The organism is Halalkalibacter alkaliphilus, from assembly GCF_023555415.1.
Classification (GTDB): domain Bacteria; phylum Bacillota; class Bacilli; order Bacillales; family Bacillaceae_D; genus Halalkalibacter; species Halalkalibacter alkaliphilus.
In genome coordinates this window covers 224,359-240,357 of sequence record NZ_JAKRYL010000003.1, presented here as the reverse complement: position 1 = coordinate 240,357, position 15,999 = coordinate 224,359, and the positions used below count along the sequence as shown (strand labels likewise).

Genomic DNA, 15,999 nt, shown 5'->3' with positions numbered 1-15,999 from the left:
CTTAGTTTCCTCCTTTCTTAAGATCCGCTTTTACTTGCTCAACAGGAACATAGTAGCCATGATCCTCTTTCACAGAACGGACAAACATTGCGCCAAATGTAATAGCTAAACCACCAACTGCAACAATCCATGGATTAATAATTGGGTTTTCCATGTTTAACATAATCATCCCAAATCCTGCAAAGAAAAGACCTACAGAGATAATTAGAGGTAAAATTGATCCATTAGGCATGTGAATCGGTTGAACTGGTTCAGCCGGTTTCATATTTCCATCACCATGAATTTTTTCATAGAATAACGGATCTAATGAACGAACTTGTGGTGTTTGTGCAAAGTTGTACTCTGGCACTGGAGTAGGAACAGCCCACTCAAGCGTACGAGCATCCCATGGATCTGCAACTGTTACACGCTCACCTTTAAATGCAGAATAGATTACATTAATCACGAGTAGGATGACAGCTGCTGACATGAAGAATGTTCCAATTGTACTAATAAAGTTAAATGTATCAAGCCCTTGATCGCCAAGATACGTGTAAACACGACGAGGCATCCCCATAAGACCTAGTAAGTGTTGAACAAAGAACGTTAAATGGAATCCAATATAGAATACCCAGAAGAAAAGCTTTCCAAGCGTTTCATTTAACATATGTCCAAACATTTTTGGATACCAATAGAAAAGACCAGCAAACAATGCTAATACGATACCACCAACAATAATGTAGTGGAAGTGAGCTACAACAAAGTACGTATCATGGTAAAGGTAGTCAACAGGTGCCATCGCAAGCATAACCCCTGTTACCCCACCAAGTACGAATGTTGGTACGAATGAAGACGCAAAAAGCATTGCTGTATTAAACGTAATTTTTCCGCCCCACATTGTAAATAGCCAGTTAAAGATTTTAATACCGGTCGGAACCGCAATTGTCATTGTTGCAATCGCAAAGATTGAGTTTGCAACAGGTCCCATACCTACTGTGAACATGTGGTGAGCCCAAACCATAAATCCTAAGAAAGCGATAATCATTGTAGCAAATACCATTGCGGTATAACCAAAAAGACGCTTTCTAGAGAATGCTGGAATAACCTCAGAGATGATACCAAAAGCAGGTAACACTAGAATATAAACTTCTGGGTGACCAAAGATCCAGAAGATATGTTGCCATAAAACAACATTACCACCCATATTCGGAATGAAGAATTGTGCATCGAATATACGGTCAAACATTAGAAGTGCAAGACCAGCAGCAAGTGGCGTAAAAGCAAATAAAATTAAAGTAGAAGAAATGAATGATGACCATACGAATAATGGTAAACGCATCATTGTCATTCCTGGTGCACGCATATTAATAATTGTTACTAAGAAGTTAATTGCTGAAACTAGTGTACCAATACCTGATACCTGTAGACCTAATACATAAAAGTCAAGACCTAGTCCTGCGTAGTCACGACTTGAAAGTGGTACATACGCAGTCCAACCTGCGTCTGGTCCTCCACCAAAGAACCAACTCATACTAAGTAACAAACCACCTGAAAGGAAAATCCAAAAACCTAGTGCGTTTACAAATGGGAAGGCCACATCACGGGCCCCAATTTGTAGTGGTATGACATAGTTCATAAATGCAAATAATAATGGTGTGGCAGCTAAAAATAGCATAATCGTACCATGCATCGTAATGAATTCATTAAATGTTTGACCACTTAAGAAATTCATCTCTGGATACATGAGCTGGATACGCATAAATAGCGCCATCACACCAGCTTTTACAAAGAAAAGCGCCCCTGCAATCAAATACATGATTCCAAGCTTTTTATGGTCAACCGTTGTTAACCAATCCCAAATAACGCTTTTTTCCTGTTTTTGTGCAGCCAAAGGTTTTACCTCCTTTTAAATCAATTTTTAATTGTTTTGTACGTCTAAAGAGCGAAGGTAAGCAATAAGCGCTTCCATATCTTCATCGCTCATATCTGGAAATGCTGGCATGTTATTGCCTTGTTTTAGAGACTCAGGATCACGAATCCAAGCTTCTAAATTTTCATCATTGTTTTCTAAGTATCCTGCAACAACTTCACGATTTGCAAAGTCTGATAGAGCAGGCCCAGTAGCTGAACCCATGCCGCCTACTGCGTGACAGCCAATACAGCTAGCTTCAAAAACATCTCTTCCTTGTTGAGCTAATGCTTCTGTAGGCTCTTGTACTTCTGCTTGCATTCCTTCAACCCAAGCATCATACTCATCTCGCTCAAGTGCAATAAGTTTAAAGTCCATTAATGCATGGGAAGGACCACAAAGCTCAGCACATTTTCCTTTGTAAACACCTGGCTCATCAGCTTCTAGCCACATATGGTTCGTAATACCTGGAACCGTATCAAGCTTACCACCTAAAGCTGGTACCCAGAATGAATGCAACACATCTTGTGCATGTAATTCGAAGATTACCTTTTCTCCTACTGGAATGTATACTTCTTGACCAGCAGTAAAACCTTCATCTTCATAATCAAATTGCCACCAGAATTGGTGCCCCGTTACTTTAATATAGACTGTATCTTCACCGATCTCTGGATCAGGCTCTACATCAGCTAACATAAATTGTCCAGTAATTGTTGGAACAGCTAAAATTGTTAACAAGATAATTGGGATAACAGTCCAAGTAATTTCTAGTGCCGTATTTCCGTGTACTTGCTTTGGAATCTCATCGTCTCCTGGAGCACGACGGTACTTTGCAAGAATAATGAAAAAGATTGCGAATACGACAATTGTCACTAAGGCCATGATGTACAACGATAATAACATGTTGTCAAATAACCATTGTGATTGTGGTCCCTTTGGATCAAGGGCAGTTAAGTTCGTCTCTCCCAAACAACCCGTTAGAACAAACACGAGCAATGAAAGAGGTAGAAAACGCCATGCAGTTTTCCAAAGTTTCATCTGACAATCCAACCTCACTTTCGTTACGTAGTTAAAAACTACAATTAAGATATATATCTACAGTCATTATTCATTTTAATATCTTCCAATAGTAATAGAGATATCTGCATTATTAAATATGAACAATAACCATAAGAACAAAGAGAATAGTTAAATAATTGAGCGAGTATACAAACATCAACCTTGCCCATTTTATATCATCTTTCATTTTAAAACCAGCAAATCCTAACACAATCCATCCTAAACCGAGTATTGCTGCTATAACTGTATACACAATACCAAATGGATATAGCATAAGTGAAACTGGCAGTAAAGCAATTACATAGACGACCATTTGTCGTTTTGTCACTTCAAACCCCGCAACAACCGGTAACATAGGAATTCCTGCTGCACGATATTCTTCCACGCGCTTCATTGCAAGTGCTAGGAAATGTGGCGGTTGCCAAAAGAACATAATAAAAAATAAAACCCAAGCAAATGTGTGTAAACTTCCATCTATGGCTGCCCAACCAATTAACGGCGGTACAGCTCCAGAAAAGCTACCAACAATGGTGTTTAACGTTGTCGTACGCTTTGTCCACATTGTATATAAAACAACATATATGAATAATCCAATTAACCCAATGACAGCTGCTGTTGCTGTCGTTAGAGCTAAAAAGCCTAAACCAAAAGCCGCTTGGAGTAATCCAACTAACAATACATGATTAGCAGAAAAACGCCCTGTAACCGTTGGACGATCCTTCGTTCGTTCCATAATGTGATCGATATCTCGATCAATGTAATTATTTAACGTACAACCACCTGCCATGACAAGCGCCGCACCAATTAGTGCAAAGAACATTGTTGCTAAATGTGATCCCAGTCCTACCCCTGTATAAACAGCCGCTAAGTATATCCCGGCAAATGTAGTAATCAAATTCGACGTAACAATCCCTTGCTTCGCAAGTACTAGATAGTCCTTCCATGACTTTTGCTGACTAACAGCAACTGATGAATCAGGACTAGCTATAACTTTTGATGAGTCCAACACAGTATTAGTCTTATTCATCAATTCTTCACCCCCTTTGTAGAGTCAACCAATTCGAGCACTTTCGTAAAAATTAAATATAGGAAACAAATTAACTAGATGTGCTACAAGTCACATTATATCTTAAAATCTATTTAGTTTCATTAAAATCATGAGTTTCACATTATCTTCACATTTAGCGACGTCCATAAAAAATTCACTCTAGTAAAATTGACTTTTCTCTCGTTTGTTTTTAAGATCAATGAGGAAGCTTTTAAGTTTTCCCTTGCTAACTCTAGCATATATCTTAACAATTTTATAGAAGGAAAGGTGAATTGAATGCATAAAAGATTAAAAGTCTACGGCATTCTGACCTCAATAGGCCTACTCATTGTCCTACTTCAAGGTGCACTTGTTACAAAGACGGGATCGGGAGAAGGATGCGGTGCAACATGGCCTTTATGTTTTGGAGAGGTGATCCCTGTCAATCCTGCTATTGAAACGATCATTGAATATAGTCATAGAATTGTTTCTGGATTAGTAGGTGCAATGGTCATTATACTTGCTATTTGGTCATGGAAGCAGCTTAAGCATGTGAGAGAAACGAAATTCATGGCTATTGCTGCCGTCGCTCTAATAATTTTCCAAGGTTTACTTGGTGCAGGAGCCGTTGTCTTTGGCCAATCAAAAGCAATATTAGCCCTTCATTTCGGTATATCAGCAATGTCGCTTGCATCTGTTGTTCTCTTAATGATCTTAGCATTTGAAGATGGAAAGCCTAAACAGATAGCCCCTAAAGTAACAAGAGGGTATAAAGCATTTTTCTTCTTTGTTATCACATATTGTTATGCCGTTATTTACACTGGTGCATATGTGAAACACACTGATTCAGCTTTAGCTTGTGCTGGATTCCCCTTATGTAATGGAATGGTATTCCCTGGACTAACCGGACCAATGGGTGTGCAATTTTTGCATAGGGTAGCAGGAATAACGTTGGCGATTTTGTTGCTTATTCTTATGATGTGGACAATTAGCAGCTATCGAAATGAGCTAGTGCTCGTTTGGACAAGCATCATTGCCTTTATTCTTATTATTTTACAAATGATTACTGGAATTTCAGTTGTATTTACTCAGAACGATATTTTATCAATAGGTCTACTGCATGCATTAATCATTTCGATCTTATTTTCTAACTTAGCTTATATGGCAATGGTCTTACTCCGCAAACCAACAAAATAAACCTGAAAAAATGACAGCATTTCTGAGGGCACTAAAAAAGGCGGTTTTCCCTTTTTTAGTGCCCTCTTTCAGCGGCTTCCATTCTCGCTGTCATTTTTTCATTTATTGCCCAGTTTAATTGATTTTATACGTCTTTATTTGACCCCATCAAAAAAAAGCTGATCTACGCTCATATGAAAGAGTAGACCAACTTTTCTTATTATGCTAATTCAATTAATAAATCTCCCGTTAAAATGGGATCTCCATCATTAACATAGACATCCTTAACAATACCATCAAATTGAGCTTGAACTGTAGTTTCCATTTTCATCGCTTCTGTAATCATTAAATGATCACCTTTTTTCACTTTATCTCCTTTTGAAACCAGCGTCTTAACTACCGTTCCAGGCATTGAAGCTCCAATTTGATTTGGGTTATCGTTATCTACTTTTGGTCGTGCCACAGAACTCGTTTGAACATTTACATCTTTTATCATCACTTCACGAGGCTGTCCATTTAGCTCAAAGTAGACGATACGTGTCCCGTCTTCTTTTGGCTTTGAAATGGAGACCAGTTTCACTATTAAAGTTTTCCCTTTCTCAATTTCCACTTCAATTTCTTCACCTAAACGCAAGCCGTAGAAGAATGTAGGTGTATCTAGAACAGAAATATCTCCAAACTGTTGACGGAACTGCTCAAATTCCATAAATACTTTTGGATAGATGGCGTATGAAAGTAAATCGTGACTTGTCACTTGACGATTTAACTTTTTAAATAGAGATTCTTTCACCTCTTGGAAGTTTACCGGTTCCATCGTTTCACCAGGTCTTCCCTCAATTGGCTTCCTTCCTTTTAAGATGATCTCTTGAAGCTTTTTAGGAAACCCTTGATACGGTTGACCTAATTGACCTTGGAAGAGATCTACAACTGAGTCAGGGAAATCAAGCTTTTCCCCTTTCTCATACACATCTTCTTCCGTTAAGTTATTTTGAACCATATAAAGAGCCATATCCCCAACAACTTTAGAAGAAGGTGTTACTTTTACAACATCACCGAACATGTCATTGACCGTTCTGTACATCTTTTTAACTTCATTCCAACGCGCACCAAGCCCAACCGCTTTTGCTTGTTGTTGAAGGTTACTATATTGGCCACCTGGCATTTCATGTTCATAGACTTCCGTATGTGGTGCATTCATTCCGCTTTCAAAACCAGCATAGTATTTGCGGGTATAATCCCAAAATTCGGCTAGTTGCTCTAGGGACTTAACGTCGACATTTGGTTGACGTTCAGAACCGCTTAGCGCATAATACAAACTATTTGCACTAGGCTGTGATGTAAGACCTGCCATGGAACTTACAGCAACATCAACAATGTCTACCCCTGCTTCAATGGCACGTGCATAAGTAAATAGACCATTGCCGCTTGTATCATGAGTATGCAAATGAATCGGAACATCTATTGTACTTTTCAACTCTGTCACAAGCTGATATGCTGCTTCTGGCTTAAGCAATCCTGCCATGTCTTTAATACCAAGAATATGTGCACCAGACTGCTCTAATTCTTTAGCTAAGTTTATATAATACGTTAAATCATATTTCGATCTAGAAGGATCTAAAATATCGCCAGTATAACACATTGAAGCTTCAGCAATCTTTCCGCTCTTACGCACGGAATCAATCGCGAGTGTCATTCCTTTTACCCAGTTTAAGCTGTCAAAGATACGAAATACATCTATACCAGCATCTGCTGATTGCTCAACAAATTCCTCAATCACATTATCGGGATAATTGGTATACCCGACAGCATTCGATGCACGAAGTAACATTTGGAACAAGACATTAGGTGCTTGTTTTCTTAGTGTGATTAAGCGCTCCCACGGATCCTCGTGCAAAAAGCGCATCGTTACATCAAACGTTGCTCCTCCCCACATTTCAAGTGAGAATAAATTCGGAAGCATACGAGCAGTTGGCTCAGCAATTTGTTTCAAGTCATGAGTACGTACTCTTGTTGCAAGCAATGATTGATGTGCATCGCGGAATGTTGTATCCGTAAGCAATACTTCTTTCTGATTTTTCACCCAGTTAGCTAAGCCTTCAGGACCTTCTTTATCTAAAATTTGCTTCGTCCCATCTACAATAGAATCGGAATATTTCAGCTTAGGAACTGGCGCTTTATCAAAAACTGGTTTTTTCGTGCTTTCTAGACCAGGATATCCATTGACGATCGTCTCACCAATGAACGATAGCATTTTCGTACCTCGGTCTTTCCTTTTCGGAAAGACAAAAAGCTCAGGTGTCGTATCTATGAACGATGTGTTGTACTCACCATTTAGAAATTGCGGATGTTGTACAACATTTTCTAAAAACGCTATATTCGTTTTAATACCACGAATACGAAACTCTCTTAAATTTCGCAACATTTTAGCTGCAGCACTTTCAAATGTAAGAGCCCACGTTGATACTTTGACTAAAAGAGAATCATAATAAGGTGTAATAATTGCGCCTTGGAAACCATTTCCTGCATCTAACCTTACCCCAAATCCACCACCTGAACGGTAAGCATTAATACGTCCTGTGTCTGGCATAAAACCATTGCTTGGGTCTTCTGTTGTCACACGTGACTGAATCGCATATCCATTACAAACAATTTTCCCCTGTTCTGGGATACCAAGCTTTGAACCGTGAAGCTGTTCGCCATCTGCAATTAATAATTGTGACTGGACGATATCTATGCCTGTTACCATTTCCGTGATTGTGTGTTCTACTTGAACACGAGGATTCACCTCAATAAAATAGAACTCTCCTGAATCCGTAACAAGAAACTCCACTGTTCCAGCGTTCACATAATGAATATTTTCCATAAGTTGAACTGCTGCATTGCATATATCTTTACGAACACCTTCAGGTAAAGACACACTAGGGGCAATTTCAACAACCTTTTGATGTCGACGTTGGACTGAGCAGTCTCTTTCGTATAAGTGAACAATGTTTCCATGTTTATCTGCTAGTATTTGAACCTCAATATGTTTTGGGTTTTCAATAAATTTCTCTACATAAACTTCATCATTTCCGAAAGCGGATTTAGCTTCTGATTTTGCGCGATCATAGGACTCTTTTAAATCTTTCTCATTACGTACAATCCGCATCCCACGCCCACCGCCGCCTAGCGATGCTTTTATAATAAATGGAAAACCATGCTGACTAGCGAAGGCTTGTACATCCTCTACACTATGTACAGGCCCATCACTTCCAGGGATAACAGGAAGGTTGGCTTTTACCGCTTGTTCACGCGCTTGAACTTTATCTCCAAACATCACTAAGTGCTCAAGTTCTGGACCAATAAAGATTATTCCCTCTTCCTGACACCGTGTTGCAAAATCAATATTTTCAGATAAAAATCCATAACCAGGGTGGATCGCATCAACGTCATGTAACTTAGCTACTTCGATAATTCCTTCAATGTCTAAGTATGCCTCAATTGGCTTCTTACCTTCACCAACTAAATACGCCTCATCTGCTTTATAACGATGGTAGGCACCCGAGTCCTCTTTAGAGTAAACGGCAACTGTTCGGATATGTAACTCCGTACAAGCTCGAAAAATACGAATCGCTATCTCCCCACGATTAGCTACAAGTACTTTTTTAATGTTTGTTAACCCGTTCATGCTTTCAACCTCTCTTCCTTCTCCTAAATTTGTCTTTCCCCATTGCACGATTGTTCTTTTCACTATCTTCCACAAAATGAGTGAGCCTCTGTCATTACTCTGATCTCGAGCTTTATTCCAGTATAGATAATAGGAGATTCCCTTGGCAATCATTTTTTAAACCCTCCTCAAGCGAGGGCACTGAAAAAGTGAAAGGCGACCTTTTTATCTCCTTGGAAAATAAGCGCTTTCTTTTCCGGAGAAAATAAAGATCAAGCTATTATATAATAGCTTGATCTTTATTTTCTCACAGATGCCTCATGTAAGTCATCTAATTTACGTTGTAATTCTCCTAAAATCTGTTTGCCATGTTCCTCATTGACTAGACCCAAACGTACAGCAAAGTCAATTTCCCTTGACAGTCCAAACATTTGTGTATCAAGAACCTCTTCATAGAGAGGACATTGGGGCATCGTTAAATTCTCCAACTGCACTTCAATAAGCTGGCGAATTTTATCCGCATCTGATTTCAGAAGGGCAAATGCTTTTTCTTTATCTCCAGTCACCATTTCTGCTGACATGTTGATCCCCTCCTTTGTTGAATTTTCCTTGTCTTAATAGTATCTTTTTCAAAAGAAAATTGCAACGATTTTCACAACAAAGGGCTGGTTTATAACTTTCTAAAATATACTCAGATGATACTTAGCTGATATCAATTCTAACAATTTCATTCCTGCAATACTATTTCCTTTTTCATCTAGTGCCGGACCATACAGACCGATGCCAATCCCCCCCGGAACCGCACCAACAATCCCCCCAGACACTCCACTTTTTGCTGGTATGCCAACACGTATAGCAAATTCACCCGAAGCATTATACATACCACAAGTAACCATAAAAGTTTTCACTAATCTCGCTATTTCAAATGGTATAATGGAATAATTTTTATCTGGATGTTCCCCTTGATGTGCTAAAGAATAGCCAATCTTTGCTAGATCTTCACAATCAACTTCTATCGCACATTGCTTTGTATAAAAATCGAGTAACACATCTACTTCACCTGATATAACCCCATGCTGCTTCATAAAATATGCGAGCGACCTGTTCAAGTCAGCCGTCTCAAATTCTGACTTTGCCACATTTTGATTATACGTAATTTGACTGTTTCCACTTAATTCTCTAACAAATTGAATAAGTCTATCCAATTTTTCTTCATTAGAGCTACCTTTTATTAGAGAAGTAACAGCAAGAGCACCTGCATTGATCATTGGATTTAAAGGCTTTGAAGGAATGTGTGATTCTAATTTTGCTATTGAATTAAACGGGTCTCCTGTCGGTTCCATTCCGACCTTGCTAAACACAACATCCTCTCCATGGTCCATTAACGCTAATGCTAATGTAAGGACTTTTGAGATACTTTGTAATGTGAAAGGTTTATGATGCTCTCCTTCACTAAAACACGTCTCATTTCCATCAAAAATCGCCACACCAATATCGTCACCGTTGGCTTTTAATAAAGCCGGAATATAATCAGCTACTTTGCCGCTCTTTGTATAGCCCTTTACTTGTTCAATCATCTCTTTTAAATCTTTCCCATAATGACAAACCACGTAAATTCCACCTCACCTATAAGTATGTACCTCATATCCTTTACCAAAAGTGACAAAAACATTGAAACACTTTATACTTTAAGAGGTTGTTCTAAAGTTAGAGAAATAGAGCGAAGCCGCTCCATTATTATTACAATTCTTAACTTTTTTAAAGATTAAACATGGGGCACTACATAAGAGCTCTAATTCCACTTAAAAGAAACTGTTATAGGAGGGGACAATATGCAAGAGTTTGTTTTTTTTATTGAAGGAGAAGTTGGACACCCATTAACGATCGATCCCACTGTATGGATATTTGATGAAAGAAAGGTAGATCTCGATACATATTTTGAAGAAATAAAAACAAAAGAAGATGAGGAAACGGCATACAAAAAAGCCATTTCGGCTCAATGGGATAAAGAAATTACAGAAGGCTCAGCTCCACCGCGCCCTAATAGTAATGGAAATGAAATTAGGTACGAAAAGCAAAAGTTAATTAACGGTTCTTTCGGGATGCCTCTCAAACCATTTTTAATAAACGCAGAACCTTTAAAAGGGGTAGCCAATGTGGAAATAACGGAAGAAAACGGCACCCAACACGTAGTAACACTAGCGGATGCCTTAGCTGGTATTGTTGGATTTTCCCATAAAGGACAACCACTTCGCGAAGATGGCCCTATCCATTTTTATTTTGGAGATGGTTCAAATCAAACAAGCCCAATTAAAAATGTATGTAAGTTCACTCTCCAGAAGGGGTGACTCCCAAAATCGCACTGCAGCGAACAATTGCCACTGCAGTGCGATTTTTTTAGCTAGTGCTAAGTCTATAGTAAATCAGCTGCTAGCTGCGCTAATCCTGATCGTTCACCTTTCACTAATTTAACATGCCCACTTGCTGTTTGATCTTTGAATTTCTCTACCACATAGGTAAGACCATTATTGTATTCATCTAAATATGGATGATCTATCTGCTGTGGATCGCCCATTAATACAATTTTACTTCTTTCACCTACACGAGTTAAAATTGTTTTCACCTCATGCTTTGTTAAATTTTGCGCTTCATCAATAATGATAAACTGATCTGGAATACTTCTTCCACGAATATACGTTAATGCTTCAACTTGAATTGATCCCATACCAGCAAGGATTTGATCAAGTTCACCAGGCTTTTTCGTATCAAACAAAAATTCTAAGTTATCATAAATTGGTTGCATCCACGGACGCAATTTCTCTTCTTTCTCTCCTGGTAAATAACCTATATCCTTCCCGAGTGGTACAACCGGCCTTGCTACAACGAGCTTTTTGTACTTTCCAAGGTCCTCTGTCTGCATAAGTCCAGCTGCAAGGGATAATAGTGTCTTACCAGTCCCAGCCTTCCCTATCATTGTCACTAGACTAATATCATCTCTTAACAATAATTCAAATGCCATTCGCTGTTGGACATTTCTCGCTCGTATCCCCCATACATGATCGGGCTCACTGATAAAAGGCTTTACTTTTTTTCCATCTGGTTCGACTTTTCCTAATGCCGAACTAGAACTACCTAAAGCATCCTTCATTATAATAAATTGATGCGGATAAAACGGGTGTTTTGTTAACTCTGAAATAGCAATTTCTCCATTTGTATAAAACTTCTTCATAACATCGGCATCTACAAAGATCTCAACATAGCCCGGATATACATGATCAAATTCTACTACGCGATCACTTAGAAAGTCTTCAGCCGGCAAACCTAACGCATCAGCCTTTACTCGTACTAAGGCATCTTTACTAACAAGAATCACATGTCTTCCATTAATTCGTTCTTGCTCTTCAATCATTAGGTTAAGGGCTACTGCAATAATTCGATTATCATTTGTCATTTCTGCAAACGAATCTTTTAATCGCAAAAATGATCGGTGATTTAATTCAACTCTTAATTTACCACCTGATTCTATTGGGACCCCTTCATGTAACTTCCCCATCCCTCTGAGATTATCTATTAATTTTGAAAATTGTCGTGCATTCCGACCAATCTCGTCCATATAGCGTTTCTTCGAGTCCACCTCTTCTAACACAACTGCTGGTATAACTACTTCGTTATCTTGAAATGAAAAAATGGAGTAAGGATCCTGTAAGAGTACGTTCGTGTCCAATACGTAGATTTTTTTCAACATTCCGCCTCCTGACTAAAGAATCGTTTATCAACTACTATTAAGTTATGCAAATTGAACAAGTCGGTCCGTATGTTTAACCAATTGTTCAATTATCCTCTTAATATGAATGTATGTTCAAGCTGTCAAACTTAGACGAAAGAATCGAAAACAAAACGTGGTTATAATAAAAAAATCCAAATAACGGACAAAAATAGTCACTATTATTTGGACAAAACATGGTTTATTCCTTTTTCTTTAACGCTTCCATAACTTGACGATCGAGTTTGGCAGCAGCTTCTGCATCATATGTTTTTTCATAAGAAGGCGTTATCGTCATTTTTGCCCCATAAAACATCACATCGCGCACCTCTTGAATTTCCATTTCAATCATCGATAATTTTAACGGAAGATTTTCAATACGTTCAGTCACAATCTTTGCAGATCCAGTTATTGAATATGTTGATCCATTAGCAATCAAAGTAAGAACGACACCTTCATTGGTCTTAATGTTTTCAACAATTCGTGAACGATTATCAATCATAATTCGTATAGTTTGTACATTAGGAGCATACACCCATGAAATAGCTTTTACATACGGAATATTTTTTTCATAATCAATAGTTGCTATTGTTACGTAACATTCCTTTTGAAGCAATGGTAACATCTCTTCTGTTAATGCATATTCAACTTGGTTGGCCATATCATACCCTCCCTGTTTTTTCTACATTCATCATCTATCATACCATTATTTTTCAACGAGTTTGAGCGCTTCATTACACTTTTTCTAAAAAAGTACCTTATTAAATTTGGGGTTAATTTAATAAGGTCAAAATCACACCTTTTCAGATAACCCATCTTTTTTCATTGAATATAGCTTTTTTTCTGTTTTTTGTTAAAATGAAAGAAGAATGGAGTGATTATACCCATGAGAGTGAAATGCGTACTTTGTGATAAAATTGATAAATTAGACGATCAATTACCTTTAGCTAAACGTCTACGTAACCGGCCAATTCATACGTATATGTGTGATGCTTGTTATGAACGCATAAAGGAACGAACAGAGACAAGAAAAGCCTCTAGTTCATTTCAATTAACAGTAGAAACAAAAAAAGAGAGCGAATGGATCTAATTCCAAACGCTCTCTTCCTTTTTAAGCTTGTTCTTTTTCTTTTCGATGCTTATGCAGCCTGAATCGATACATACCAAGTATAACTCCTGAGATGATTAATACTGCGATAATTGGAGCACCAAATGCAAATTCTAAAAACCACATGACAAAACTACCGATAACCAACAACACATACACTATTGCTTTTTTGAGAACAGGTAACTCTCTTGCAAAACCTAAATTAAATACAACAATGGTTAATAAAACGACGACTAGATACGATAAAAAACCATACCATGGATTCTCCGCCGTCATTCGCATCATCCATGTTAATGCTTCTAATTCTTCTTCCGTAAACTGGTTGTCCATTCGATCACCAACTTTTTCTTGTTACTTCGCCGCAAGCTTTCTACGTTTCTCTTCACGCTCACGCTCTGATTTGATAAGAATTTTCTTGCGAAGTCGGATTGATTCTGGTGTTAGTTCACAGTACTCGTCCTCATTTAAATACTCAAGAGCTTCTTCAAGCGTCATTATTCTAGGTTTTTTCATCGTAACAGTTGTATCCTTTGTCGCAGAACGGACATTTGTTTGTTGTTTCATTTTTGTGATGTTAACAGCAAGGTCATTATCACGAGTATGTTCCCCAACAATTTGACCTTCATAAATTTCCGTTCCAGGCTCTACAAAGATTGTACCTCGGTCTTCCACTTGCATAATCCCGTATTGACTTGATTTACCTGTCTCCATAGAAACTAGTACACCTTGACGACGTCCACCTACTTGTCCAGGAGTTAGAGGCGCATAGCTGTCAAACGAGTGGTTAATAATACCATAACCACGAGTTTGTGAAAGGAACTCTGTTGTGTAACCAATCAGACCACGTGCTGGTACTAAAAACTCTAGACGAACTTGTCCGCTGCCGTTATTTGTCATATTTAGCATTTCACCTTTACGCTCTCCAATTGATTCCATAACAGATCCCGTATATTCTTCTGGAACGTCAATTTGTACTCGTTCCATCGGCTCCGACTTCACACCATCTATCTCACGAATGATAACTTCTGGCTTAGAAACTTGAAGCTCATATCCTTCACGACGCATGTTCTCAATTAGAATTGAAAGATGAAGCTCACCACGGCCAGAGACAATCCAAACGTCCGGAGACTCTGTATTTTCTACACGAAGACTTACATCTGTTTCAAGTTCTGACTTCAAACGTTCTTCAAGCTTACGGCTTGTTACAAATTTTCCTTCACGACCAGCAAAAGGACTGTTGTTAACAAGGAATGTCATTTGTAGAGTAGGTTCATCAATACGTAAAATTGGAAGAGCTTCTTGATGTTCTACTGGGCAAACCGTCTCACCAACATTGATTTCTTCCATACCAGAAACCGCTATTAAGTCTCCAGCCTTCGCTTCTTGAATTTCTGCACGCTTTAATCCTAAAAAGCCAAACATCTTCGTAACACGATATTGTTTAACAGAGCCATCAAGCTTCATTAAAGCTACTTGCTGTCCAACTTTTATTGTCCCTCTAAACACCCGGCCAATCCCGATACGACCAACGTAGTCATTGTAATCAAGCATTGTAACTTGGAACTGAAGAGGCTCATCACTATTATCAATTGGAGCTGGGATTGTTTCAATAATTGTATCAAATAAAGCTGACATGTTGTCATCTTGTTTTTCTGCGTCCATACTTGCTGTTCCATTTATGGCCGAAGCATACACAACTGGGAATTCTAACTGATCTTCATTCGCTCCTAAATCAATAAATAAATCAATAACCTCATCAACTACTTCTGCTGGACGAGCAAAGTCACGATCAATTTTATTGACCACTACGATTGGAGTCAGATTTTGTTCTAGGGCTTTCTTTAATACAAAACGAGTTTGTGGCATACATCCTTCATATGCATCAACGACAAGCAATACACCATCAACCATTTTCATAATACGTTCTACTTCTCCACCGAAGTCAGCGTGTCCTGGGGTATCCATAATATTAATCCGTCTATCGTTATAGTTAATTGCTGTATTTTTAGCAAGGATTGTAATTCCACGCTCTTTCTCAAGTGCATTAGAGTCCATCGCACGTTCATCTACTTGCTCATTTTCACGGAAAGTACCCGATTGTTTTAATAATTGGTCAACTAATGTTGTTTTCCCGTGATCAACGTGGGCAATAATAGCGATGTTACGTATATCGTTACGAATTGTCATTTTTTTCTCTCCTTATTCGTTCATTAACTGTACAAGTATATCATAAATTCTTTATAAAGGAACAATTATCGACAAATACATTGCACGAAACGTTATTCTTACTTTATATATTAGATATTATGAGCGTAAATGACTTAGATAAACA

At 38.3% G+C, this 15,999-nt stretch carries 13 protein-coding genes; 3 read left to right on the top strand and 10 right to left on the bottom strand.

Annotated elements, in window-relative coordinates; translation table 11 throughout:
- Position 1 precedes the first annotated feature (1 nt).
- The 3 genes from ctaD to cyoE form a co-directional block, all read right to left on the bottom strand.
- Positions 2-1,870 carry a cytochrome c oxidase subunit I gene (gene ctaD, locus MF646_RS04275; RefSeq protein ID WP_250095253.1) on the bottom strand — a complete coding sequence of 623 codons (1,869 nt, stop codon included), beginning with the start codon at positions 1,868-1,870 and terminating at the stop codon, positions 2-4.
- A 27-nt stretch (positions 1,871-1,897) separates the two neighbouring features.
- Positions 1,898-2,926: a cytochrome c oxidase subunit II gene (gene coxB, locus MF646_RS04270; protein ID WP_250095252.1), complete on the bottom strand. Its 1,029-nt coding sequence runs from the start codon at positions 2,924-2,926 to the stop codon at positions 1,898-1,900.
- A gap of 112 nt (positions 2,927-3,038) precedes the next feature.
- The gene (gene cyoE, locus MF646_RS04265; protein ID WP_250095251.1) at positions 3,039-3,974 is read right to left on the bottom strand and encodes a heme o synthase; all 936 of its coding nucleotides are present in this window, start codon (positions 3,972-3,974) and stop codon (positions 3,039-3,041) included.
- Between the two features lie 297 nt (positions 3,975-4,271).
- On the opposite strand from cyoE, the gene MF646_RS04260 reads away from it, so the two are divergent.
- Positions 4,272-5,171 (top strand): COX15/CtaA family protein, encoded by a 900-nt coding sequence (locus tag MF646_RS04260; RefSeq protein WP_250095250.1) that lies wholly within the window; start codon positions 4,272-4,274, stop codon positions 5,169-5,171.
- Positions 5,172-5,370: 199 nt separating this feature from the next.
- Here MF646_RS04260 and pyc read toward each other — a convergent pair whose 3' ends face one another.
- The 3 genes from pyc to glsA all read right to left on the bottom strand — a co-directional run bounded on the left by pyc (position 5,371) and on the right by glsA (position 10,406).
- Positions 5,371-8,817 (bottom strand): pyruvate carboxylase, encoded by a 3,447-nt coding sequence (gene pyc / locus MF646_RS04255; protein WP_250095330.1) that lies wholly within the window; start codon positions 8,815-8,817, stop codon positions 5,371-5,373.
- A 278-nt stretch (positions 8,818-9,095) separates the two neighbouring features.
- Complete coding sequence (locus MF646_RS04250; RefSeq protein ID WP_250095249.1) at positions 9,096-9,377, bottom strand: Fpa/YlaN family protein; 282 nt, start codon at positions 9,375-9,377, stop codon at positions 9,096-9,098.
- Between the two features lie 99 nt (positions 9,378-9,476).
- Positions 9,477-10,406 (bottom strand): glutaminase A, encoded by a 930-nt coding sequence (gene glsA, locus MF646_RS04245; RefSeq protein ID WP_420842476.1) that lies wholly within the window; start codon positions 10,404-10,406, stop codon positions 9,477-9,479.
- A gap of 222 nt (positions 10,407-10,628) precedes the next feature.
- Here glsA and MF646_RS04240 point away from each other — a divergent pair, with 222 nt between their 5' ends.
- Complete coding sequence (locus MF646_RS04240; RefSeq protein ID WP_250095248.1) at positions 10,629-11,144, top strand: peptidyl-prolyl cis-trans isomerase; 516 nt, start codon at positions 10,629-10,631, stop codon at positions 11,142-11,144.
- A gap of 65 nt (positions 11,145-11,209) precedes the next feature.
- Here the strand turns inward: MF646_RS04240 and MF646_RS04235 are convergent, their stop codons facing one another.
- The gene (locus MF646_RS04235) at positions 11,210-12,541 is read right to left on the bottom strand and encodes a PhoH family protein (protein WP_250095247.1); all 1,332 of its coding nucleotides are present in this window, start codon (positions 12,539-12,541) and stop codon (positions 11,210-11,212) included.
- A 220-nt stretch (positions 12,542-12,761) separates the two neighbouring features.
- The gene (locus tag MF646_RS04230; RefSeq protein ID WP_250095246.1) at positions 12,762-13,220 is read right to left on the bottom strand and encodes a pyridoxamine 5'-phosphate oxidase family protein; all 459 of its coding nucleotides are present in this window, start codon (positions 13,218-13,220) and stop codon (positions 12,762-12,764) included.
- Positions 13,221-13,445: 225 nt separating this feature from the next.
- Between MF646_RS04230 and MF646_RS04225 the strand changes: the two genes are divergently transcribed.
- Positions 13,446-13,649 (top strand): YlaI family protein, encoded by a 204-nt coding sequence (locus tag MF646_RS04225; RefSeq protein WP_250095245.1) that lies wholly within the window; start codon positions 13,446-13,448, stop codon positions 13,647-13,649.
- A 21-nt stretch (positions 13,650-13,670) separates the two neighbouring features.
- On the opposite strand, the gene MF646_RS04220 is transcribed toward MF646_RS04225, so the two are convergent.
- Positions 13,671-13,997 carry a YlaH-like family protein gene (locus MF646_RS04220; RefSeq protein ID WP_250095244.1) on the bottom strand — a complete coding sequence of 109 codons (327 nt, stop codon included), beginning with the start codon at positions 13,995-13,997 and terminating at the stop codon, positions 13,671-13,673.
- A 21-nt stretch (positions 13,998-14,018) separates the two neighbouring features.
- The gene (gene typA / locus MF646_RS04215; RefSeq protein ID WP_250095243.1) at positions 14,019-15,854 is read right to left on the bottom strand and encodes a translational GTPase TypA; all 1,836 of its coding nucleotides are present in this window, start codon (positions 15,852-15,854) and stop codon (positions 14,019-14,021) included.
- Between the last annotated feature and the right edge of the window lie 145 nt (positions 15,855-15,999).